At 66.5% G+C, this 23,112-nt stretch carries 24 protein-coding genes; 9 read left to right on the plus strand and 15 right to left on the minus strand.

What is annotated here, in order from left to right; translation table 11 throughout:
- The 6 genes from AAIO73_RS17045 to AAIO73_RS17070 all read left to right on the plus strand — a co-directional run bounded on the left by AAIO73_RS17045 (position 1) and on the right by AAIO73_RS17070 (position 5,781).
- Positions 1 to 1,092 (plus strand): flagellar basal body P-ring protein FlgI, encoded by a 1,092-nt coding sequence (locus AAIO73_RS17045; protein WP_242119131.1) that lies wholly within the window; start codon positions 1 to 3, stop codon positions 1,090 to 1,092.
- Positions 1,089 to 1,448, plus strand: a complete 360-nt coding sequence (locus AAIO73_RS17050; protein ID WP_345879603.1) for a rod-binding protein — start codon at positions 1,089 to 1,091, stop codon at positions 1,446 to 1,448. The genes AAIO73_RS17045 and AAIO73_RS17050 overlap by 4 nt, the downstream gene beginning before the upstream one ends.
- On the plus strand, positions 1,445 to 2,773 hold the full coding sequence (gene flgK / locus AAIO73_RS17055) for a flagellar hook-associated protein FlgK (protein ID WP_345879604.1): 1,329 nt from the start codon (positions 1,445 to 1,447) through the stop codon (positions 2,771 to 2,773). The genes AAIO73_RS17050 and flgK overlap by 4 nt, the downstream gene beginning before the upstream one ends.
- 8 nt (positions 2,774 to 2,781) lie before the next feature.
- A complete protein-coding gene (gene flgL, locus AAIO73_RS17060; RefSeq protein WP_345879605.1) occupies positions 2,782 to 3,780 on the plus strand; it encodes a flagellar hook-associated protein FlgL in 999 nt (332 codons plus the stop codon).
- 128 nt (positions 3,781 to 3,908) lie between these two features.
- Complete coding sequence (gene motA, locus AAIO73_RS17065; RefSeq protein WP_345879607.1) at positions 3,909 to 4,772, plus strand: flagellar motor stator protein MotA; 864 nt, start codon at positions 3,909 to 3,911, stop codon at positions 4,770 to 4,772.
- A 4-nt stretch (positions 4,773 to 4,776) separates the two neighbouring features.
- Entirely contained in the window at positions 4,777 to 5,781 is a 1,005-nt protein-coding gene (locus tag AAIO73_RS17070) for a flagellar motor protein MotB (protein WP_345879608.1), read from the plus strand.
- Positions 5,782 to 5,790: 9 nt separating this feature from the next.
- Here AAIO73_RS17070 and AAIO73_RS17075 read toward each other — a convergent pair whose 3' ends face one another.
- From AAIO73_RS17075 to AAIO73_RS17090, 4 genes are all read right to left on the minus strand, one after another.
- Positions 5,791 to 8,568, minus strand: coding sequence for a TonB-dependent receptor (locus tag AAIO73_RS17075; protein WP_345879610.1), 2,778 nt, complete (start codon positions 8,566 to 8,568; stop codon positions 5,791 to 5,793).
- Positions 8,569 to 8,669: 101 nt separating this feature from the next.
- Complete coding sequence (locus tag AAIO73_RS17080) at positions 8,670 to 9,047, minus strand: PaaI family thioesterase (RefSeq protein WP_345879611.1); 378 nt, start codon at positions 9,045 to 9,047, stop codon at positions 8,670 to 8,672.
- Entirely contained in the window at positions 9,044 to 9,484 is a 441-nt protein-coding gene (locus tag AAIO73_RS17085; RefSeq protein WP_345879613.1) for a PaaI family thioesterase, read from the minus strand. Before AAIO73_RS17085 ends, AAIO73_RS17080 begins: the two co-directional genes overlap by 4 nt.
- 205 nt (positions 9,485 to 9,689) lie before the next feature.
- Positions 9,690 to 10,175, minus strand: coding sequence for a hypothetical protein (locus tag AAIO73_RS17090; RefSeq protein WP_345879615.1), 486 nt, complete (start codon positions 10,173 to 10,175; stop codon positions 9,690 to 9,692).
- 91 nt (positions 10,176 to 10,266) lie between these two features.
- Here AAIO73_RS17090 and AAIO73_RS17095 point away from each other — a divergent pair, with 91 nt between their 5' ends.
- Positions 10,267 to 11,034: a crotonase/enoyl-CoA hydratase family protein gene (locus AAIO73_RS17095; protein ID WP_345879616.1), complete on the plus strand. Its 768-nt coding sequence runs from the start codon at positions 10,267 to 10,269 to the stop codon at positions 11,032 to 11,034.
- On the opposite strand, the gene aguB is transcribed toward AAIO73_RS17095, so the two are convergent.
- From aguB to AAIO73_RS17110, 3 genes are read right to left on the minus strand one after another with little or no spacing between them, the layout of a single operon-like run.
- On the minus strand, positions 11,031 to 11,876 hold the full coding sequence (aguB, locus tag AAIO73_RS17100) for an N-carbamoylputrescine amidase (protein WP_345879618.1): 846 nt from the start codon (positions 11,874 to 11,876) through the stop codon (positions 11,031 to 11,033). The two genes, AAIO73_RS17095 and aguB, sit on opposite strands and share 4 nt — an antisense overlap.
- Positions 11,877 to 11,884: 8 nt before the next feature.
- Positions 11,885 to 12,235, minus strand: coding sequence for a DUF3147 family protein (locus tag AAIO73_RS17105; protein ID WP_345879620.1), 351 nt, complete (start codon positions 12,233 to 12,235; stop codon positions 11,885 to 11,887).
- Positions 12,232 to 13,200 carry an agmatine deiminase family protein gene (locus AAIO73_RS17110; RefSeq protein WP_345879622.1) on the minus strand — a complete coding sequence of 323 codons (969 nt, stop codon included), beginning with the start codon at positions 13,198 to 13,200 and terminating at the stop codon, positions 12,232 to 12,234. The genes AAIO73_RS17105 and AAIO73_RS17110 overlap by 4 nt, the downstream gene beginning before the upstream one ends.
- A 116-nt stretch (positions 13,201 to 13,316) precedes the next feature.
- On the opposite strand from AAIO73_RS17110, the gene fsa reads away from it, so the two are divergent.
- Both fsa and AAIO73_RS17120 read left to right on the plus strand, forming a co-directional pair.
- Entirely contained in the window at positions 13,317 to 13,970 is a 654-nt protein-coding gene (gene fsa, locus AAIO73_RS17115; RefSeq protein ID WP_242119163.1) for a fructose-6-phosphate aldolase, read from the plus strand.
- 17 nt (positions 13,971 to 13,987) lie between these two features.
- The gene (locus tag AAIO73_RS17120) at positions 13,988 to 14,878 is read left to right on the plus strand and encodes a tyrosine recombinase XerC (RefSeq protein ID WP_345879624.1); all 891 of its coding nucleotides are present in this window, start codon (positions 13,988 to 13,990) and stop codon (positions 14,876 to 14,878) included.
- Positions 14,879 to 15,185: 307 nt separating this feature from the next.
- Here the strand turns inward: AAIO73_RS17120 and AAIO73_RS17125 are convergent, their stop codons facing one another.
- The 8 genes from AAIO73_RS17125 to AAIO73_RS17160 all read right to left on the minus strand — a co-directional run bounded on the left by AAIO73_RS17125 (position 15,186) and on the right by AAIO73_RS17160 (position 23,004).
- Positions 15,186 to 15,437, minus strand: a complete 252-nt coding sequence (locus tag AAIO73_RS17125; protein ID WP_242119168.1) for an ATP synthase F1 subunit epsilon — start codon at positions 15,435 to 15,437, stop codon at positions 15,186 to 15,188.
- A gap of 1 nt (position 15,438) precedes the next feature.
- Positions 15,439 to 15,621 (minus strand): eL24 family ribosomal protein, encoded by a 183-nt coding sequence (locus tag AAIO73_RS17130; protein ID WP_055758524.1) that lies wholly within the window; start codon positions 15,619 to 15,621, stop codon positions 15,439 to 15,441.
- A complete protein-coding gene (gene atpD / locus AAIO73_RS17135; protein WP_345879628.1) occupies positions 15,621 to 17,093 on the minus strand; it encodes a F0F1 ATP synthase subunit beta in 1,473 nt (490 codons plus the stop codon). The genes AAIO73_RS17130 and atpD overlap by 1 nt, the downstream gene beginning before the upstream one ends.
- Entirely contained in the window at positions 17,093 to 17,671 is a 579-nt protein-coding gene (locus AAIO73_RS17140) for a hypothetical protein (RefSeq protein WP_345879630.1), read from the minus strand. The genes atpD and AAIO73_RS17140 overlap by 1 nt, the downstream gene beginning before the upstream one ends.
- Complete coding sequence (locus AAIO73_RS17145; protein WP_345879632.1) at positions 17,668 to 18,555, minus strand: F0F1 ATP synthase subunit gamma; 888 nt, start codon at positions 18,553 to 18,555, stop codon at positions 17,668 to 17,670. The genes AAIO73_RS17140 and AAIO73_RS17145 overlap by 4 nt, the downstream gene beginning before the upstream one ends.
- Before the next feature lie 122 nt (positions 18,556 to 18,677).
- Positions 18,678 to 20,207, minus strand: coding sequence for a F0F1 ATP synthase subunit alpha (gene atpA, locus AAIO73_RS17150; protein ID WP_345879634.1), 1,530 nt, complete (start codon positions 20,205 to 20,207; stop codon positions 18,678 to 18,680).
- Positions 20,208 to 20,209: 2 nt separating this feature from the next.
- On the minus strand, positions 20,210 to 20,749 hold the full coding sequence (locus AAIO73_RS17155) for a F0F1 ATP synthase subunit delta (protein WP_345879636.1): 540 nt from the start codon (positions 20,747 to 20,749) through the stop codon (positions 20,210 to 20,212).
- Between the two features lie 608 nt (positions 20,750 to 21,357).
- Entirely contained in the window at positions 21,358 to 23,004 is a 1,647-nt protein-coding gene (locus AAIO73_RS17160; protein ID WP_345879638.1) for a S1C family serine protease, read from the minus strand.
- Positions 23,005 to 23,112 lie beyond the last annotated feature (108 nt).

Consider the following 23,112-nt stretch of genomic DNA (forward strand, 5'->3'; position numbering starts at 1 on the left):
ATGCGCTTCCTGCTCGCCATCCTCGCCGCCGTCCTGATGATTGCGCCCGCCTCGGCGGAGCGGGTCAAGGACCTCGGTCGCTTTCAGGGTATCCGGTCGAACCAGCTGACCGGCTACGGCATCGTCGTCGGCCTGCCCGGCACCGGCGACGACAATCTCGAATATACCGTGCAGTCGGTGAAGGCGATCGCTTCGCGCATGGGGCTGCAACTGCCACCCGGTGCCAATCCCGGCCTCAAGAACGCGGCAGTCGTTCTCATCACCGCCGAATTGCCGCCCTTCGCCAAGCCCGGCCAGCGGCTCGACGTGACGGTCGCTTCGATGGGCAAGGCCAAGTCGTTGCGCGGCGGCGCCCTGATCATGACGCCGCTGCTCGGGGCCGATGGCCAGATCTACGCCATGGCGCAGGGCAATCTCGCGGTCGGCGGTCTGGGGGCCGAGGGTGCCGACGGGTCGAAGATCGTCGTCAACATCCCCTCGACCGGCCGTATTCCCGAAGGGGCGACAGTCGAGCGCATGGTCGATACCGGTTTCGCCACCGCGCCGACGCTCACCTTCAATCTGGCGCAGGCCGATTTCACCACCGCACAGAATGTCGCCGGCGCGATCAACCGCCGCTTCGGTGCCGGTACCGCGACCGCGATCGACGCGGTATCGGTCGCGCTGCGTGCCGCGCCCGGTGCCGACACCCGCGCCATGCTGATGAGCGAGGTCGAGAACCTCTCGGTCGATCCGGCCGAGACCGCCGCGCGCGTCATCGTCAACGCCCGCACCGGTACGGTCGTCATCAACTCGGCCGTCCGCGTCGCGCCCTCGGCCGTGACGCATGGCAAGCTGACCGTGAAGATCGACGAGAATCAGCGCGTCAGCCAGCCCGCTCCCTTCAGCCAGGGTCAGACCGCGGTCGAGCAGAAGAGCGGCGTGACCATCGAGCAGGAGGTCAAGCCGATGTTCGTGCTCGCGCCCGGGCCGAAGCTCGCCGATGTGGTGAAGGCGATCAACGCCATCGGCGCATCGCCCGCCGATCTGGTCGCGATCCTCGAGGCGCTGAAGGAATCGGGTGCGCTCAAGGCCGAGCTGGTGGTGCTGTGAGCGTGATCGGCGCGACGACCGGCATCGGGGTCGACACCAGCCGCATCGGCAACAAGGACAATCTGAAGGCCGCCGGGGAGCGGTTCGAATCGGTCTTCACCGGCATGATGCTCAAATCGATGCGGCAGGCGAAGCTGGCCGACACGCTGTTCGACAACAAGGCCGCCGGCCAGTTCCGCGACATGTGGGATCAGAAGGTCGCCGAGAATATGTCGGTGTCCACCCCGCTTGGAATCGGCAAGGCGATGACCGAGTTTCTGGCTCGGTCACAGATGGTTAACGGGACCGATGCCAATAATCCCGCTCAAGCCCGGACCGAATCGGCCGTTAACCCGGGTGAAGGGAAGAGCGGATGAGCGACCTGCTGTCGATCGGGGCAAGCGGAGTCAGGGCCTATCAGTCGGCCCTGACCACGACGTCGGACAATATCGCGAACGCCGGCACCACCGGGTACGTTCGGCGGACGACGTCGCTTGCCGAGGTCGGCGTAGGTTCGTCGCGGCAGATCACCGGCAGCGGCGTGACCGTGACCGGGGTCGCGCGTTCGGCAGATATCTACCGCTCGCAGGAGGTTCGCCAGTCGAACTCCGACGTATCGCGCAGCGACGGCGGCATTGTGTGGATGGCGCGGATCGAGGACGCGCTGACCAGCCGCGCGCTGACCGATCGCATGACCGCCTTCTTCAACAGCGCGACCACTTTGTCCGCCGATCCGTCGGCCGACGCGCCGCGCCGGTCGATGCTGGAAGCGGCGGAAAGCGTCGCCCAGGCATTTTCGGGCACGATCGGCGCGCTCGACGAAACCGCCGCCAATCTCGCCCTCAACGCCGATAATGCGGTGAGCAAGCTCAGCAACAACGCGGCGGTGCTGGCGCGCATCAACGACGGCCTGTCGCGCGTGTCGAAGGGATCGGCGGGCGAGGCGCAGCTGCTCGACCAGCGCGACCGGATGCTCGACGAAATGAGCGAGATGACCGATATCGACGTCAACTTCGATACGACCGGTCGGGTGACGGTGCGTGCGGGCGGCGCCGATGGTCCGCTGCTGGTCCATGGGATCGAGGCATCGACCGTCCGGTTCGAACGCGACGAGGACGGCGCGCCGGTGTTCACGACGATGCGTGGCGGTACCGAAACCATCCTGATCCCGCGTGGAGGTTCGCTGGCCGGCATGGTCGACGGTGCCAAGCGGATCAGCGACATGCGCAAGGAAGTGGTCGATGTCGCCAGCGATTTCGTCCTCGACGTCAACGGCGCCTTTGCCCTCGGCGAGGATCTGAACGGCGAGGCGGGCGCTGCGATGTTCGCGATGGAGCCGACCGGCCGCGTCACCCGCACGCTGGGCGATCCTGCCAAGATCGCGGCGGCGACGCCGGGCGAGGGGCCGCGCGACAGCGGCAACCTGTCCAACCTGTTCGATGCGCGTCGCAACGGCCTGTTCGAACAGCGCGTCGTCGCGCTGCAATCGAGCAACGGGTCGGCGCTCAATGCGCGCAAGACTATCGCCGAGGCGCAGGGCGCGATCCGCGATTCGGCGGTCGACGCACGCGATTCGTCGGCGGGCGTGAACCTCGACCAGGAGGCGGTGAACCTAATGCGCTTCCAGCAGGCCTATCAGGCGTCGAGCCGCGTGATCCAGGTCGCGCGCGAGACCTTCGATACGCTGTTCGCGATCCGATAGGACCAGCCATGCAGATTTCCACGGCCAACTTCTACAATCGCGCGACGAACCAGATGACGCGGCTGAATGCCGACCTCAACCGGTTGAATACCGAATTGTCGACGCAGAAGCATCTGAAGGTCGCGTCGCAGGATTCGGCGTCGTGGATGATGCTGGGCGGCATCAAGAAGGAGGAGGCGGATTCGAACGCCTTCCGCTCCAACATCACCTTGTCGCGCGGTCTGCTGGCACAGGCGGATACCGCGCTCGGCAATGTCGACGAACGGCTGGTGCGCGTGCGCGAGCTGACCGTGCGGGCCGGCACCGATACGCTCAATGCCGAGGATAAGGTCGCGATCGCCAACGAACTCGACCAAATCCGCGAAGGACTATTGGCGATCGCCAACAGTCGCGACGTGCGCAACCATCCGGTGTTCGGCGGAACCGGCGACGTCGCCTTCACGAAAGACGATACGACCGGCGCGATCACCTATACCGGCAACGCATCGGTCGCGAACGTCCGTATCGGCGATGCGAGCCAGATGCAGGTCGGCATCGACGGCAGCCGGGTGTTCAGCGGTGCCAATGGCGGCGTCGATATCTTCGCGCTGATCGACGATCTGAAGGCGGCGATGGAGATGCCGACCGAAGCGCCTGTGGTCGACCCGACGGTACCGGTCGATCCCGACGCCCCGGCGGTCGATCCCGACGCCGCCCCCTTCGACGTCGACGCCGCGCGCAAGGAATATACCACCAAGATCAATACCGCGCTCGGCAAGCTCGATACCGCCGAAGCGCAGGTGACGTCGGCGCGTGCCGCCAACGGCGCACGCGCGGCAAGGCTGGAAATCGAATCGAGCCAGCTCGATAATATCGGCATCGACCGCGAGGAAGCGCGCAGCGCGCTCGAAGATACCGATATTTCGACGACGATGGTCGAATTTCAGAAGACGCTGACGATTTTGAGTGCGACCCAGGCCAGCATTTCCAAATTGGCGGGCATGTCGTTGTTTAACTATCTGAAGTGACGCTGGCCGCCAGGTTTGTTGGTAAATTGGCGCGCGGTAACGATTTCTCGACGTCTATCGGCGAAAAGGGACGGGTGATGCGACGCGGAAAGCGCCGCAACGGTTCGTAACCCAGGGGCAAGCGCCATATGTTTCCCGCCATCGGCTTCGTCGTTCTCATCGCCATGGTGTTCGGTGGGTTCGCCTTTACCGGCGGCGACCTCGGCCCCGTGCTGCACGCGCTCCCGCACGAAATGCTCATCATCGGCGGCGCGGCGGTCGGGGCGCTCATCATCGGCAATTCGGGCCGCGAGCTGAAGGGCATGGGCGGCGGCTTCATGAAGGTCCTGAAAGGACCGAAGTACAAGAAGCAGGACTATCTCGACGCGATCTTCCTCGTGTCGAAGCTGATGAAGATGCTGCGGGCCGAGGGTCCGATCGCGCTCGAACCGCATGTCGAGGATCCGAAATCCTCGTCGGTGTTTGGGGAGTATCCGCGGTTGATGAAAGATCACACGTTGGTCAATTTAATTGCCGATACGTTGCGCCTCGTCGTCGTGTCGTCGGGTACGCTCGACGTGCATGCGGTCGAGGAGGTCATGGATAACGCCATCAAGACCCATCACCATGAGGAACAAGGGCCGCAGGCGACGCTGCAGGGCCTGGCCGACGCGCTGCCCGCGCTCGGCATCGTCGCGGCGGTGCTCGGCGTGGTGAAGACCATGGGTTCGATCGACAAGCCGCCGTCGATCCTGGGCGGCATGATCGGTTCGGCGCTGGTCGGCACCTTCCTCGGCATTCTGCTGGCTTATGGTCTGGTCGGGCCGCTTGCCGGACGGTTGCAGCAGGTGATCGACGCCGACGCCGCCATCTATCACACCGTCAAGCAGATCATCATCGCCTCGCTCCACGGCCATCCGCAGCCGCTGGTGATCGAGGCGGCACGGTCGGGCATTCCGCACCACAACCAGCCCGGATTCGCCGAAGTCTTCGACGGCCTGCGCGGACGCTGATCCGATGGCGAAGGCACCGCACGGCAATAACCAGCCGCCCCCCGTCATCATCGTCAAGAAGATCATCGCCGAGGGCCATGGCGGCCATCACGGCGGTGCGTGGAAGGTCGCCTATGCCGACTTCGTGACGGCGATGATGGCGTTCTTCCTGCTGATGTGGCTGCTCGGCGCCACGACCGAGAAGCAGCGCAAGGGGCTGGCCGATTATTTCACGCCGTCTTTGGTCGAGGTGAAGGCGGGGTCGGCGGGATCGAACGGGCTGTTCGGCGGCGAATCGATCGTCGACAAGGACAGCTATCCCCACCGCGCCGCGCAGACGGGCACACGCTCGCTGACCATCCCGGTCGACGCCAATGGCGGCGCACAGGTCGGATCGGGCGAGAAGGGCCGGTTGAAGAACAAGGCGGAGATGGCCGAGGCCGATCGCAAGGCGTTCGAGCGGATCAAGCGCGAGTTGCGGCAGAAGCTGGAGTCGAGCCTCGAACTGCGCAAGCTGGCCAAAAACGTCCGCATCGTGCCGACGCATGACGGGGTCCGCATCGACCTGGTCGACAATGCCGATTATTCGATGTTCGCGCTGGGCACCACGGCGCTCGCCCCGGAAGCGTCGAAGCTGATGGCGCTGATCGCCGATACGGTGAAGGACCTGCCCAACACGATCATGATCCGGGGGCACACCGACTCGGTCGCCTATGGCCGGCGCGAAACGATGAACAACTGGATGCTCTCCTCGGGCCGGGCGGAAGCGACGCGCCGCCGTCTCGCGCTGGCGGGGGTCGGCGAACGCCGCTTCGAACGGATCGAGGGCGTGGCCGATCGTGAGCCGATGGTGGCCAAGGACCCGTTCGACCCGCGCAACCGCCGCGTCGCCATCACCCTGCTGTATCAGGAAACGGCGGGGTTCGGCGGCCGCCGCATGGCCAGCACCGACAGCGACGCACCCGGGCGCGCCGACGTGCCGCGCCCCGGTGCCGAACGCTCCGGCGAGGAGCGTTCGGAAGCGCACTGATCGGCCGGGTCAGAAGAACAGTTTGCGGAAGGTCAGGCGAACGACCCGCCCCGTCGGATCGAGATAGCCGGGCTGATAGTTGATCGGTACGACGCCATTGGCGTCGGTGACCCGCTGCCGCGCATTGAACAGATTGTCGACGCCCAGACTGATTCGCGCGCCGCGCAGCCAGCGATTGTCGCGCACCAGCCCCGGCTGTTGCCCGAGTTCGATCCATGAGCGCAGCCCGACGCGCGCCAGCCCGCCGAAATTCAGCGTCTGGCCGGTGCCGCTGGCGCCGCCATTGACCTCGGTCGCCGATCGCCAGTTGACGGTGACGCGCGCGCCCAGTCCGTCGCGGACATAGCCGCCATTGAAATCGATCTGGTGGCGCGGTGTCCCGCCATTGTCGTCGACCGCGTCGCCATCTAGCAGGTTCAGTTGCGGCAGCCCGTCGCGGATCACGATCGTGTCGGTCAGGTTCACGCTGTGATACACGCCGAACCACAGCCGGCCGCCGCCGCCGCCGCCACCCCCGCCGAACCCGCGTCCACCGCCGCCGCCGCCGCCCCCGGGACCTCGGCCGGCGCCGGGACCGCGACCTTCGCCGGGCGGGGGCGGCGGCGTGCCGGCAGCTTCCGCAGCTTCGCGTTCGGCGCGACGCCGTTCCATGAAGGCCTGCCGCGCCGCCTCCGCCGCACGCGACCGCGCGGTGGTGATCCGCTTGGCGAAGTTGATGCCGTAGCGCAGCACGCTGCTGTCCGCGCGCGCGAAATTCACCGGACGGTTGTCGACGCGGGTCAGCACCCGGGTCGCCGGATCGCGGGTGAAGCGGTCGGGGAAGGCGTCCTGGATCTCGGCGGTGATCGTCGGGAAGGTGCGGATCGGGTTGTCGGTATGGTTGTTGGTGTAGTCGAACTGGAACGAGATATCGCGCTCGCTCCACGGCTTCAGATTGACGCCCAGCTTCAGCACCCGGCTGTCGCTCTGCACCAGGTCGGGATTGCCGCCGCTGATCGAGGTCACGTCGACCGTCTGCCCCAGCACATAGTCAAAGCGGCGGACGAAGGGCGTGGTGATCAGCGGGTTGCCGAGCTGCTGTTGCGACGGCGCATTCTGTTCGTGGCTGACCGACGCAAGGATGCGCAGCGGCGTGATCGGCTGCCAGTTGAGGCCGTAGCCATAGGAGGTGAGCGTGCCGAAGTCCGACAATTGTTCGACCTCGGCATTGCCGTTCAGCGACAGCCGCCCGAGCGCCGAGAGGACTTCGCGCGAGGCATTGGCGATCGGCAGGTCGATATTGGCGCGTACTGATCCGCTGTCGCGGCCCAGATCGGCGGCGCTGGCCTCATCGGCGCGGACCGAATTGCTGCTGAAATCGCTGGTTGTGCCGGCGATGCGGATGCTGGTGTTGGCATCACCGGCGGGTAGCGAGAAGGGCGATCCGGCGACGAGGCCGTTGATGCCGGCGATGCTCGACACCGACTTCGCGCGATCGGTGGTGCGGATCAGGTTGCCGAGGTCGCCGAACGGGCTGAACGTGCCGGCACGGACGGCCGCCTGGATATCGGTCACGTCGACGCCGCGTTCGGTCCGGGTGCTGGTTTCGATCCGGTCGTAATTGCCGTTCACCGTCCAGCGCCAGCGGCCGATATCGCCGTTGAGCGCAAAGCCCAGATTGGCGGTGGTCGTCTCGCCATTCTGGACCAGCGGGCTCGCCTCGGCATAGCGGCGCACGATCACGTCGCTGGCAAAGGGCGAGAAGGGGGTGTTGCCGGGCAGTGTCAGCGAAATGGCGGGCAGGCCGAGCAGCGATTCGGTGCGGTTATGCTCGATCCGCCCGGTCACCGTCGCCGCGACGTTGCCAAAGATGCTGCGCGCATAGACGCCATTGGCGGAGAAGCGATCGACCGCGCCCGACAGCGTGCGGTACGGCGTGGTGTCGGTGACGCGCGGCGCGTTGGCCCCGGCAGCGAACCCGGCCAGCGTCGGCGTGCCGTCGGGCACCGCCGCGACGGTGACCCGGGTGCCGGCCAGCGCGCTCAACGCCGGATCGATCGCCGCGCCGTTGGTGGTGCCGGTGACGTTGCCGATCAGGTCGTATGGCGTGCCGGACGTGTTCGGGATGATGCCGCGTTCGCTTTCCAGCAGGTTGCTGGTTGTTTCCGCCTGCAGGTTCAGGTTGAAGCGCTTGTCGCGGTCGATGCGGACCAGCCCGCCCTCGACCTCGACATTGCTCGATCCGCCATCGGTCGGCACGCTGCCCTGCAACTCGCCGGTATAGCTGCGGAAACGCGGGCGCAGGACGAAGTTGATGACCTTCTGGTCCGAACGATAGCCATATTTCAGCGCGACTTCCTCAGGCAGGATGTCGACGCGCAGGATCGCCTCGGTCGGCAGGTCACGGATTTCCTGAAAGCCCGCCGATCGCCGGCCGTTGACCAGGAACACCGGCTGCCCGCCGCGCACCGATTGCAGCTGCGGGGCAAGTTCGGCGACCAGTTCGGCGACCGAGCTGACGCCGTACGATCGGATATCGGCCGGTGACAATTGCAGTTCGGGCTTGATGTCACCAGGCACCGATCCGGGGGGCGGGCGGCCGGTTACGACGATCTCTTCGGCTTCGCTTTCGATCTCGGTGCCGCCGGCACCCGCCGGATCGGTCGCTTCACCCGGCTGCGGTGCTGCCGGCGCCTGGGCTGCCGGAGTCTGGGTGGTCCCCGCTACCGGGGCGGTCTGGGCAGTCTGTGCCGCCAGCGCCGCCGGTGCCGTCCCCAATGCCAAAACCGCCAATGTCCACCGCGCCATGCGAAACCCTTTTGAAACCCAAGCCGCATTGTCGCGGTCGAGGGTTGCTACGTCCCGAATGTCGCACAACTATCGCAGGTCTTGAAAATATCCGGCCGGGTTCAGCGCCGTAGCAGATAGTTCAGCCGTGCCGCCGCGATCGGCCGGTCGCGATCGTCCTGCCACGCGGTCGCGGTCACATTGGCGATACGCGCGCCCAGCCGGGTGACGCTGCCCGCCGCCCAGATCGTCCGCTCGCGCCCGCCGCGCATATAATCGATGGTGACGTTGATCGGCTTGATCGTCGCTTCGTCCGTGCCCAGCGCATGGCGCAGCGCGACCCAAGCCGCCATCTCCAGCATGCCACCGATCGCACCGCCATGGACGAAGCCGGGGCGGCCGAGCAGGTCGTCGGCAAACCCCATCGCCACGATCGGATGCCCGGCATCGTCGGTGTCGAGCGTCAGCCCGAGCAGTTCGGCATAGGGCGGCAGGGTCATGCGGCGTCCAGCAGCATGAAGGTGCCGGCGACATGCGCCACCGGATCGCCCGGATCGCCATCATGGGCGATGCCGCGCACGAACGCCACCTGCCGCGCGACACGGTAGCATTCGCCGCGCCCGACCACCGTCCGCTCCGGGGTCGCCGGGCGGAGATAATCGAGCCGCAGGTCGAGCGTCGCATGCGGCAGGAACGCACCGCGCTTCAGCCACACGCCGACGCTGGTCGCCATGTCCATCAGCGTCAGGATCGGCCCCGACGCGAGCACGCCGCGCGCCGGATCGCCGATCAGGCCGGGTCGGAACGGCAGCAGCAATTCGCACCAGTCCGCGCCATGCGACTGGTAGCCAATTCCCAGCCGCGCCCCATGGCCGCCGACCCGCGCCGAAAAGAAGCGGGCCGGATCGAAGCCGGGCGGGAGCGGAAAGCCAGTCATCGCCGGTTCTTGTAGAACGGATCGGCAGCGGGTTGAAGCGACCATCAACCTCCGCGACCGTTCGTGCTGAGTAGGGGCTGAGCGAAGTCGAAGACCCGTATCGAAGCAGTTTGCACGATCCTTCGATACGCCCCTTCGACAAGCTCAGTGGCTACTCAGGACGAACGGTTTGGGCACCGCCTACCCTATGTCGCTGCTCCATATGTCAGTGCAGTGCGATCTCGGTGACGACGAAGGGTGCGATCGCCTTGTCGGTCGCGTTCTGCACCAGCAGGCCATCGATCCGCTTCTTGTCGGCACCGATCTTCGCGAGCGGCAGTTCGACCTTCTTCCAGCCACTGGCGGGCAAGGTCACCGGATAGGCCTGTGCCTCCAGCGGCTTGCCATCGACCACCGCGACGATTCGCAATTGCTGCGCGCCGCCGTCCATGCCCTGGATCAGCATCGCCACCGACTTGTACGGCGTGGTGTCGAACGGCGCATGGTAGAGCGACAGCGCCTGATAGGGGCCAGCCTCGACCCAGATCGGCTTGCGCTGCGACCCCTGGACTTCAGTCGACAGCTCGACCGTAGCGGTACTGCGATTCTCCCAGCCGTTGCTGAGCGCGGTGCCATAGATATCGCCCGAACCGGTATCCTGCGCGACGACCGGAGTCGCCACCACCGCCAGGGCCAACCACCATGGACGCATCTTTCCTCTCCTCTCCCCTGCCGGTATCGTCCGGCTGCCCCCATGCTACGCCGCTCTGGCCGGTTGAAAAGGGGGAAGTTGAGGGGGACGGATGCGGGTGACGACCACGATCGCGGACGGGGTGGCGGAGGTCCGCCTGACCCGCGCCGACAAGATGAACGCGATCGATCCGGCGATGTTCGACGCGCTGATCGACACAATCGGAACGCTGCGCACGTCCCCGGCGCGTTGCGTCGTCCTGTCGGGGGAGGGGCGGGCCTTTTGCGCCGGGCTGGACATGACGAGCATGGCGGCGGGGGCGGCGGGCCTCGACCTCGCGACGCGGATGCACGGGCTGGCGAACCGGGTGCAGCAGGTGGCATGGGGCTGGCGGACGCTGCCGATGCCGGTGATCGCGGCGGTCCACGGGCTGGCGTTCGGCGGCGGATTGCAGATCATGGCGGGGGCCGATGTGCGGATCGCCGCGCCCGATACCCGGTTCGCGATCCTCGAGGCGAAATGGGGACTGGTCGCGGACATGGCCGGCTTCGCGCTGTGGCGTGACGTGCGGGGCGACGTCTTGCGCGAACTGGCCTTCACCGCGCGCGAGTTCGACGCGGTCGAGGCGCAGGCGGCGGGGTTCGTGACGCGCATCGCCGACCATCCGGTCGATACGGCGATGGCAATCGCCCACGGCATCGCCGGACGCAGCCCCGACGCGGTCCGCGCGGCCAAGCGCCTCGCCAACCTTGCCGACGATGCCGATGCGGCGACGATCCTCGCCGCCGAAAGCGCCGAACAGATCGCACTGCTCGGCACCGCCAATCAGGTCGAGGCGGTCCGCGCCGGCATGGAGCGGCGCGCGCCGGATTTCCGTTAGACGTCCTGTACCAGCCGCCCGTACAGCTCCGGCCGGCGGTCGCGGAAGAAGCCGAAGGCGGCGCGGTGGCGCTTCACCCGATCGAGGTCGAGCGTCGCGGTGATGACGCCCTCTTCCTCGCGGTCGAGTTCGGCCAGCACGTCACCCCGCTCATCGACGATGAACGAGGTGCCGTAGAAGGTCTGGCCATGTTCGACGCCCACGCGGTTGGCGGCGACCACCGGCACGACGTTCGACACGGCATGGCCGACCATCGCGCGGCGCCACAGCCGCGCGGTGTCGAGGCTGGTGTCGTGCGGCTCGCTGCCGATCGCGGTCGGATAGAAAAGCACTTCCGCACCCATCAGCATCAGCGCGCGCGCGGTTTCGGGATACCATTGGTCCCAGCAGACGCCGACGCCTAGCTTCGCCGGGCCGTCCCACACCTTGAACCCGGTATTGCCGGGGCGGAAATAGAATTTTTCCTCATAGCCGGGGCCATCGGGGATATGGCTCTTGCGATACACGCCCTGGATGCGGCCATCGGGGTCGATCATCGCAAGGCTGTTGTAATGATGCGGGCCATCGGCTTCGAAGAAGCTGGTCGGGATATGCACCTTCAACTCGGCGGCAAGCGCCTGCATCGCCAGCACCGCCTTGTGCTCGGCGACCGGCTTGGCATTTGCGAACAGCCCTTCGTCCTCGACGCGGCAGAAATATTCGCCTTCGAACAATTCGGGCGGCAGGATGACCTGCGCCCCCCGTGCTGCCGCCTCGCGGACCAGTCGCGAGACATTGGCGATGTTGCGGTCGATATCGGTCGAGAAGCCGAGCTGGAGCGCGGCGACGGTGATCTCGGTCATGAACAGTCCTACAGCGTTACGCCGAAGCGGGCGGCGACGGGGATAGTGGCCAGATACAGCAGGATCGTGACACCGCAACCCGCGAGCAACGCCCACCAGAAGGGGATGCCATGCCGCAGCAGTGCGGGCACGATCAGGAACATCGGCAGCGAGGGCAGCACATACCAGAAGGTCGCCTCCGCATGATCGGCCAGCCGCATCACGTCGCCGGTGTCGCGCCACAGCCAGATCATGCCGAGCAGCGACACCAGCGGCAGCGACGCGACCAGCGCCCCCGCCGCCGGACTACGCCTTGCGATCAGCGCGACCGCCGCGACGATCAACCCCGACAGCGCGGCGCGGACGACGAATGCGATCAAGCCGCCGGAATCTGCTGGCTGATGCAGTGGAAACTGCCGCCGCCGGTCAGGATGTGATCGGCGCGCAGTCCCACGACCTCGCGATCCGGGAAAATCTCGGCGAAGGCCGCGATGGCTGCATCGTCGGTGCCGGTGCCGTACAGCGGCACGACCACCGTCGCATTGCCGATATAGAAGTTCATATGGCTGCCCGGGATGATCTCCTCGTCCGGCGACAGCACACGACCGGGGGAGGGGACCAGCACGACCTCGACGCCGAACGCCTTCGCCCGCGCCGCCGCATCCTGATAGATGCGCCAATTCGGATCGTTCTCCGCCGCCTGCGGGATCGCCAGCCGGTTCGGGCCGACGAAGCGGGCGAGGTTGTCGACATGGCCATCGGTATGGTCGTTGAGCAGCCCGTCGCCCAGCCACAGGACACGGTCATACCCCAGATCCTCGCGCAGCCGCGTTTCCGCCGCCGTCTTGAAGAAGCCGGTGTTGCGATTGGGGTTCAGCAGACATTGCTCGGTCGTCACCACCAGCCCGGTGCCGTCGCCGTCGATCGCGCCGCCCTCGACGATCCAGTCATGTTCGGCGACCGCCATGTCCCGCCCGCGCGCGAGGCGCAGGCCGATATCGTCGTCGCCGGGCAGGTCGTACTTGCCGCCCCAGCCGTTAAAGCCGAACCGGTGCGCGGTGCCGTCGCCGCCGATGATCGGGCCGGTGTCGCGCAGCCAGATGTCGCCGAACGGCTCCATCGTCACTTCGGCAAAGGGGGCGCGCGCGCGCGCGTCGTCGGCCGCCTCGACCGTCGCGGCGACGAGGATCACCGTCTCGCCGCGTCCCTCGGCATGGACGGCCCTCGCAAAGGCGACGACTTCGTCACGGGCGGGATCAAGGTCTTCCAGCCATAGTTCGGCATGGCTGGGATAGCCGATCCATACGGCGGCGTGGGGGGCCCATTCGGGTTGCGGCGCGGTCATGCGCGCGCAGATAATGGATCGGCGCGCGCAGGAAAAGGCCCGTGATCTTGCCCCCGCCGCGTCGATGAGCGATGGGGCGGCATCTCCTTCACGGCCCGCGCAGGAACCCGAGTCCCATGAAATTCTTCGTCGATACCGCCGATACCAACGACATTCGCGAACTGGCCGAAACCGGCCTGCTCGACGGCGTCACCACCAACCCGTCGCTGATCCACAAATCGGGCCGCGATTTCCTCGAAGTCGTGCGCGAAATCTGCTCGATCACGCCGGGGCCGGTTTCGGCCGAGGTCGTGGCACTCGACCATGCGGGGATGATGCGCGAGGCCGAAATCCTGCGCAAACTGGCCGACAATGTCGCGGTGAAGGTGCCGTTGACGATCGATGGCCTGAAGACCTGCAAGGCGCTGACCGACGACGGCACGATGGTCAACGTCACCCTGTGCTTCTCCGCCAATCAGGCGCTGCTGGCGGCAAAGGCCGGCGCGACCTTCGTCTCGCCCTTCGTGGGTCGGCACGACGATATCGGCTTCGACGGCATGGGCCTCATCAGCGATATCCGGCTGATCTACGACAATTACGATTTCGGCACCGAAATCCTCGTCGCCAGCGTCCGCCACCCGGTCCATGTCCTCGAATCGGCCAAGCTCGGTGCGGACGTGATGACCGCGCCGCCCTCGGTCATCCGCGCGCTGGTGAAGCATCCGCTGACCGACAAGGGGATCGAAGGCTTCATGGCCGACTGGGCCAAGTCGGGCCAGACGATCGGCTGATTGACGCGGGGGCTGCGATGGACGAACTGACGCAGCCCCTGCCGCTCGTTTTCGCGACGCATCTGTCGCGCGACCGGCGGCGATCGGCGCACACCGTGCGCGCCTATGCCGCGACCGCCGAGCGGCTGATCGCGTTTCTGCAAAAACATTGGGGCGGGGCGGTCGACGCCCGGCGGATGGCGGACGTCGCTGCCGCCGACCTGCGTGCCTTTCTCGCACATCGCCGTGAAGACGGGCTGGGCAATGCCGCTGCCGCGCGCGAATTGTCGGCGGTTCGGGCGTTTCTCGATTTCCTCGGCATCGACGCGCCCCGCCTGCGCGGCCCGCGCACTGGCAAGGGCATACCCCGGCCGATATCCCCCGACGAAGCAGTCGCGCTGGCCGAGGACGTCGCCGACGAGGCCGCCGAACCATGGATCGGCGCGCGCGACTGGGCGGTGTTGTTGTTGCTCTATGGCGCAGGCCTGCGCATTGGCGAGGCACTGTCGCTGACCGGAGCGATCCTGCCGCTGGGCGAGACGATCATGGTCACCGGCAAGCGCGACAAGACCCGGGTGGTGCCGTTGCTGCCCCCGGTCCGCGCCGCGATCGACGCCTATGTCGCGCAGCAACCCTGGGGCACGGCGCGCGATGCGCCGTTGTTTCGCGGGGCCAAGGGTGGCCCATTGTCGGCCGGCGTGATCCGCCGGTCGGTCCGCGCGGCGCGGGCGCGGCTGGGACTGGGCGACCGCACCACGCCGCATGCGCTGCGCCACAGCTTTGCTACCCATCTGCTCGGGCGCGGCGCCGATCTGCGCTCGCTACAGGCGCTGCTGGGGCATGCGAGCCTGTCCTCGACGCAAATCTACACGGCGGTCGATGCGGCGCATCTGTTGGACGTGTATCGGAATGCGCATCCGCATGGGTAGGGTGACGTGGTTGCGCTTCCCCCTTCCGACATCACCCCGGACTTGATCGAGATCTCCGAGAAAGTCGCGTGATTGCCTGAAGCCTTCCGTACCCCGGCGAAGGCCGGGGTCCAGTTGGGCGACGTTAGTGAGATACGGCGAAACCTTCCCAACTGGGCCCCGGCCTTCGCCGGGGTACAAGGAGCGACGTTCGCAGAGGTCTCGATCAAGTTCGGGGGTAACGGGAACACCTACCTGTCCCGAAACAAAAACGCCGCGCCGAACCTCGGTCCGGCGCGGCGTCTCGTGGAACGCAAAGAATGGTCGATCAGCCGGCCTGTTCGGCCAGGATCGTCAGCCCCTTTGGCGTTACCTCGGCGAACCCGCCACGGATCGCGATCCGCTCGGCCTCGCCCTTTTCGCTCCGCTGGACCAGCAGGTCGCCGTCGCGGATCGTCGACATGAACGGCGCATGGCCCTCCAGCACGCCGAAGTCGCCTTCGGTGCCCGGTACGGTGACCATGTAGACCGATTCCGACCGCACCAGCTTTTCGGGGGTCACGAGTTCGAAGTGCAGCATGTCAGGGTCTCGTTTCAATCGCGCGGTCGAACGCGGCGGTGGCCGCATCGAACTTGTCCCGGCAGCCGGGATTGCAGAAGCCGACCACCGCGCCGCGATACACCGTCAGGGCGTCGTCGCTGATCGGCTTGGCCGACCAGGGACAGACGTCGTTCACGGCATCCTCGCGGCGCAGCGCCGTCATCAGGCGTCCTGTGCCATCTTTTGCGCCTTGGCGACGACTTCGTCGATGCCGCCGACCATGTAGAAGGCCGATTCGGGCAGGTGGTCGTATTCGCCTTCGACGACCGCCTTGAACGACTTCACCGTGTCTTCCAACGCGACGAACTTGCCGCTGATGCCGGTGAAGACTTCGGCGACGTGGAACGGCTGGCTGAGGAACTTCTGGATCTTGCGGGCGCGGGCGACCGTGACCTTATCCTCTTCGCTCAGTTCGTCCATGCCGAGGATGGCGATGATGTCCTGCAGCGACTTGTAGCGCTGGAGCAGCGACTGCACGGCGCGCGCCGTGTCGTAATGCTCCTGGCCGACGGTACGCGGTTCGAGAACGCGGCTGGTCGAATCGAGCGGATCGACCGCCGGATAGATGCCGAGTTCCGAGATCGCGCGGTTGAGCACGGTCGTCGCATCCAAGTGGGCGAACGACGTCGCCGGCGCCGGATCGGTCAAATCGTCGGCGGGGACGTAGATCGCCTGCACCGAGGTGATCGACCCCTTGTTGGTCGAGGTGATGCGTTCCTGCAGTGCGCCCATGTCGGTCGACAGCGTCGGCTGATAGCCCACCGCCGACGGGATGCGGCCGAGCAGCGCCGATACTTCCGAACCCGCCTGGGTGAAGCGGAAGATGTTGTCGACGAAGAACAGCACGTCCTGCCCTTCGACGTCGCGGAAATATTCGGCGATGGTCAGGCCCGACAGCGCGACGCGGGCACGGGCGCCCGGCGGCTCGTTCATCTGGCCGTATACCAGCGCGACCTTCGATCCCTCGCTCGTCGGATTGCCCTCGGCATCCTTGGCGATGACGCCCGCGTCGAGGAATTCGTGGTACAGGTCGTTGCCCTCGCGGGTCCGCTCACCCACGCCCGCGAACACCGACGTGCCGCCATGGCCCTTCGCGATGTTGTTGATCAGTTCCTGGATCAGCACCGTCTTGCCGACGCCCGCGCCGCCGAACAGGCCGATCTTGCCGCCCTTGGCGTAGGGTGCGAGCAGGTCGATGACCTTGATGCCGGTGACGAGGATCGCGCTTTCGGTCGACTGGTCGACGAACAGCGGCGCCGATGCGTGGATCGGGGCGGTGGTTTCCGCACCGACCGGGCCACGCTCGTCGATCGGCTCACCGACGACGTTCAGGATGCGGCCGAGCGTCTTGGGACCCACCGGCACGCGGATCTGCGATCCGGTGTCGCGCACCGCCTGACCGCGGGTCAGACCTTCGGTGGCGTCCATCGCGATCGTGCGGACGGTGTTCTCGCCCAGATGCTGCGCGACTTCGAGGACGAGGCGGTTGCCGTTATTGTCGGTTTCGAGCGCCGACAGGATGGCGGGCAGTTCGCCGTCGAAGGCGACGTCGACGACCGCGCCGATGACCTGCGCGATCCGTCCGGTATTGTTGGTGCTGCCCTGGGGCGCGTAGGTGTCTGCGGCGGTTGCCATCACTGCTTCCTCGGTTCGGTCCCCGTCGCGGGGCGGGTAAAGGTCACGATCAGGCGGCGTCCGCCGTCGATCGGAGTACGGGTAATCTGATAATCGGCACCGGCGACCTTAGCCGATGTCGGGCTCTCGGTCATGATGCCGCGCTCCACTTCCTCGCGGCCGGGCAGGCCGAGGCTGGCGAGCGGGCGGTCGACCCAGCGGGCGAACTGTTCCTTCGCAAACGGGCTGGAATCGAGGTTCACGATGTCGAGCGAGAAGGCGAGCTTCCCGATGCGTTGCGCATCGCCGGTCACCGTCAGATTGGCGGTGTTGACCGGCCTGATCGACGGATCGGCCATCGGCGTCGGCTGTGCCGTCGCCTCCATGCCGCCCTCGACCGCTGCATAGGGCGACAGGCGGAAGCCCATGCCGTTCAGCAGGTCGATCGTCTTCGGCGCATCGCCGAACACCGTTGCCCAGCCACCGGTGACGAACGGCGTCGGCGTCGCGCGCGGACGCTCCGCCGCCTTGTCGGCAGCGGGCTGACCACAGCCGGCCAGCATGGCGACAAGCGCCAGCAGGACGGCTCCGCGGATCACAGCGCCTCGGCGCCCGAGATGATTTCGACCAGCTCGGTCGTGATCGCGGCCTGACGGGTGCGGTTATATTCGATCGTCAGACGGTTGATGAGGTCGCCCGCGTTGCGCGTGGCGTTGTCCATCGCCGTCATCTTCGAACCCTGTTCCGACGCCGCATTCTCGCGGATCGCGCGGTAGATCTGCACCGCGATATTGGTCGGCAACAGGCTGTCGAGGATCGCTTCCTCACTGGGCTCATATTCGACGACCGCGTCGGCGGAAGGTTGCGAAGTTGCCACGGACGGGGTCGGAATCTTGACCGGAATCAGTTGCTGTTCCGTGGGTTCCTGCGTCAGCACCGTCTTGAAGGTTGCATAGAACAGGTGCGCGACGTCGAATTCGCCCGCTTCGAAGCGACGGATCAGGTCGTCGGCATAACCCTTCGCATCGGCGAAGGTCAGCTTGCCGAGATCGCCCGGTTCGACCGCATGGACGAAGCCGTCGCGGAACTGACGCGCCAGCACCGCGCGGCCCTTGCGACCGATCGTCAGGAACTTGACGGTCTTGCCCTGCTCCTGAAGCTCCAGCGCACGGCGGCGGGCCAGACGGGCGATGTTCGAATTGAACGCGCCGGCCAGCCCCTTGTCCGAGGTCGCGACGACGAACAGATGGACTTGATCGCTGCCGGTGCCGGCCAGCAGCGGCGAGCTACCTTCGGTGACCTGCACCTTGCTGGCGAGGCTGGCGACGACCTGTTCGACGCGGCTCGCATAGGGACGACCGGCCTCGGCCGCCTCCTGCGCACGGCGCAGCTTGGCGGCGGCGACCATCTTCATCGCCTTGGTGATCTTCTGCGTCGACTTCACCGAGCCGATGCGCAGTTTCAGGGCCTTGAGACTAGCCATTTGTCTTCCCTACTCCCTCCCGGCTTGCACGGAGAGGGCGGGGAAGAGCGGGAGTGGCAACTTCGGCCGTCCCGCGCTTCCCCTCTCCCAACCCTCTCCCCTGAAGGGGAGAGGGCTTTGATTTATGCGAAGTTCTTTGCGAACTGGTCGAGCGCGGCCTTCAGGCCCGACTTCGCCTCGTCGCCCAGATCCTTGGTATCGCGGATCTTGGCGAGCACCTGCGGGTGGTTCGCCTTCAGGTCGGCGAGCATCGCCTGCTCGTAGCGGGTCACGTCGTTCACTGCGACCTGATCGAGATAGCCCTGGGTGCCGGCGAAGATCGACGCGACCTGTTCCTCGAACGGCATCGGCGAGAACTGCGCCTGCTTGAGCAGCTCGGTCAGGCGCGCGCCGCGGTTCAGCAGCTTCTGCGTCGACGCGTCGAGGTCCGACCCGAATTGGGCGAATGCGGCCATTTCGCGATACTGGGCCAGCTCGAGCTTGATCGACCCTGCGACCTTCTTCATCGCCTTGGTCTGCGCGGCGGAACCGACGCGGCTGACCGAGAGGCCGACGTTGATCGCGGGGCGGATGCCGGCGAAGAACAGGTCGGTTTCGAGGAAGATCTGGCCATCGGTGATCGAGATCACGTTGGTCGGGATATAGGCCGACACGTCGCCCGCCTGGGTTTCGATGATCGGCAGCGCGGTCAACGAGCCGCCGCCATTGGCGTCCGACATCTTGGCGGCGCGCTCAAGCAGGCGGCTGTGCAGATAGAACACGTCGCCCGGATAGGCTTCGCGGCCCGGCGGACGGCGCAGCAGCAGCGACATCTGGCGATAGGCGACGGCCTGCTTCGACAGATCGTCGAACACGATCAGGCCGTGCATGCCGTTGTCGCGGAAATATTCGCCCATCGCGGTGCCGGTGTACGGCGCGAGATACTGGAGCGGCGCGGGGTCCGACGCGGTCGCGGCGACGACGATCGAATATTCCATCGCGCCGTTTTCTTCGAGCGTGCGCACCAGCTGCGCGACGGTCGAACGCTTCTGACCGACCGCGACATAGACGCAGTACAGCTTCTTCGATTCATCCGAGCCGGCGTTCGCCGTCTTCTGGTTGATGAAGGTGTCGATCGCCACCGCCGACTTGCCGGTCTGACGATCGCCGATGATCAGTTCGCGCTGGCCACGGCCGACCGGCACGAGGGCGTCGATCGCCTTCAGACCCGACTGCATCGGCTCCGAAACCGACTGACGCGGGATGATGCCCGGCGCCTTCACGTCGACGCGAGCGCGCTGTTCGGACACGATCGGACCCTTGCCGTCGATCGGGTTGCCGAGACCGTCGACGACGCGACCCAGCAGGCCCTTGCCGACGGGAACGTCGACGATGGTGCCGGTGCGCTTGACGGTGTCGCCTTCGCGGATCGACGAGTCCGAGCCGAAGATCACGACGCCGACATTGTCGGCTTCGAGGTTCAGCGCCATGCCCTGGATGCCGCCACCGAACTCAACCATTTCGCCCGCCTGGACGTTGTCGAGCCCGTGGATGCGGGCGATGCCGTCACCGACCGACAGGACCTGTCCGACTTCCGAAACCTGCGCTTCGGTGCCGAAATTGGCGATCTGGTCGCGGATGACCTTCGAGATTTCTGCGGCGCGGATATCCATGTTCAGCCTTTCATCGCGTGCGCGAGCGTGTTCAGTCGGGTCTTGATCGAGCTATCGATCATCTGGCTGCCGATCTTCACGACCAGTCCGCCAAGGAGAGTGGGGTCGACCTTCAGGTCGATCGCGACGTCGCGGCCGACCCGGTGGCGCAGCTGCTGGCGCAGCGCGTCGACCTGCGAATCGTCGAGCGGATGCGCCGAGACCACTTCTGCATTGGTCTCACCACGGCTGCGCGCCGCCAGTTCGCGAAAGGCGCGGATGATCGCAGGCAGATCGCCCAGACGACGATTCTGCGCCAGCACGCCGAGGAAATTGGCGGTGAGCGGGTCGAGGCCCAGCACCGGCACCAGCGCGACGATGGTGCGCGCGGCATCGGCGCGACCGATCAGCGGGCTTTTCACCAGTGCCGCCAGATCGGGCGATTCGGCAATGCCCTGCGACAGCGTCTTCAGGCTCGATTCGACCGCGGTAAGCTGGCCCTGTTGCTGGGCGAGGTCAAACAGCGCGGTCGCATAGCGGCCACCCAGGCTCGCCTGGATCATGCCACCGCCAGTAGTTCCGCTGGATGTCTCCACGCGCGCGTCCTTGTCAGGGGTCAATTCATCGTCCCATGCATGAAAGGGGGCCGCATTCCCAACCGCCGTCGCGAACAAGTGTCGCGCCGCTGACCGGCCCATGCGCCCCCGATGGGTCGTGGGGCCGCTAGCATCGGTGTCACGATTTCGCAAGCTTTGCGGCGAGGATGCGGCGCAATGCGATTCGTGCCGAAGCTGAACGGGGGGTGATGCAGACGAAGCAGGAAGCAGATCCGGTTCGCGCGAAGGCGCGAAGGCGCGGGGCCGCGGAGGGGGCACGTTCGTTGCAATGTCCCCCGCGCCAGCGGCCTAGAGCATGATGACATGAGGCCAATCCGTTCGTCCTGAGTAGCCATTGAGCCTGTCGAAATGGCGTATCGAAGGACCTTCTGGGGAAGGTGCTTCGATACGGGTCTTCGACTTCGCTCAGCCCCTACTCAGCATGAACGCTTCTACTTATTATCATCAGGCTCTACTGCCCGCTGCAACCGAGGGCCGGTTCTCCCGATCGCATGCGACGGCGCGATGAGCGCAACCCTCCGCGTCTCCGCGCCTTCGCGTGAAAATGTCTTAAACTACTTCGCCGCCGTGCAGCGATAGACCAGCCGTTCATTCACCTGCTGCGGCAGCGAAGTGCGAATCGCCGATTGCTGCGTCGCCAGCGCGGCGCGTGCGCCGGTGTCGGCGGCGCATGCCTTTTGCTGCACCTGTCCGCGCAGCGTGCGGGCGCGGTCCATCGATTCGGCGGACAGGAGATAGCGGCTGTTGGTGTAGCTGCCGCTGACCGGATCGAAGCGCAGCACCGACACGGTCGCGTCCTCGCTGGGGACGAGGATGCGTTCCCAGCCGCCGCCCGGCGCCTCGGCATATTGGGTGCGGCCGTTCATGCAGCCATCGGCACGCCAGTCGAAGCGGACGGTTTCGACCGGCGACAGGATGATCCGGCTACGTTCGGGCACCAGCGTGCATTCGAGCGGCCCCGACAGCGGCGTGACGCGGGTCGCAGCGGTATTGCCCGATTCGTCGGCGGACGCGATCGAGGCCGGATCGAAATCGGGCCGGAGCAGGAAGGTCGCGATCGCACCGACAAACAGCACGGCGCCACCGATCGCGGCGAACTTCGCCTCGCGTTTCTGCCCGCGCGTCAGCAACAGCCCGGCCCCGCCCGTCGCCAGCACCGACAACGCCAGCAGCAATGCGGCGGCGGCGATCATGTTCTCGCGCGTCTCGGTATTGTCGGCGCGCGCCTGTTCGAGCGCGGTCGCGCGTTCCTCGCGCGCGCGTTCGGCGGCGGCGCGGGTGCGTTCGCGGTCCTCGACGCTCTGGCGTTCGGCGTCGGCGCGGTCGCGGGCGTCGGCGTCGGCCAGCGTCAGGCACGGGGTGGCGATGGTCGCAACCTGCTGCTCCGCCTCGCGCAAAAACGTGATCAGTTCGCCGTCCGAAATGGCGAAGGCGAAGCTGGCATCGCCTTCTTCGCCACGGGTCAGCGCCGAATTGACGCCGAGCACCCGGCCGCAGGCGTCGAGCAGCGGCCCGCCCGAATTGCCGCGCGCGATGTTGGCGGTGTGAACCAGCACCGCTGTCCCCTCCAGCCGACGATTGCCCGACAGCACGCCCTGCGACCGGACCGGTGCGGTCGGCGTGACGAAATCGTCGACCGACCGCGCGGTGGCCAGGTCGACATTGCCGGGATAGCCGAGCGCGATCGCCGAGTCGCCTTCGCCGACACCGCCGGTATAGAGGGTGAGCGGCGGCAGGCGGACGCCGCTCACCTCGATCAGCGCCAGGTCGCGCGACTTGTCGATGCGCACCACGCGCCCTTCGAACGAACGGTCGCCTTCGGACGGGACGACGCCGACGACGGTATCGCCGGGATAGCGTTCCATCAGTTCGACGACGTGCGCGTTGGTGACGACGCGATTGGGCGCGACCGCAAAGCCGGTGCCGTGTTCGACATCGACCATTTCGCCATCGACCGTGGCGATGACGACAACGCGCACGACCCCGCGCGCCGCCGCCGATACGTCGTCGGCGCGGGCGGGGGCGGACAGGACCAGCAAAGCGGCAAGCGCCGCTAGCCAGAGCGTCAGCAATCGCGGGAACGGGTTCGCGTTGGTAACCATGACCGCCGCCGTTTCGGCGAAACCGGTGCCGGGGGCAAGGGGGTGCGGCGCGTCGACTTCACAGGCCGTATCCCCGCGCAGGCGGGGATCCAGAACCACATACGCAGACCGTTGTTCTGCTTGGCTCTGGACCCCCGCCTGCGCGGGGGTACGGAATGGCCGCGGCTCGGTGTCCTAGAGCGGTTTCCGACCAGCTTGAACCACCGT

It is taken from the genome of Sphingomonas epibiotica, from assembly GCF_039615155.1.
Lineage (GTDB): Bacteria > Pseudomonadota > Alphaproteobacteria > Sphingomonadales > Sphingomonadaceae > Sphingomonas.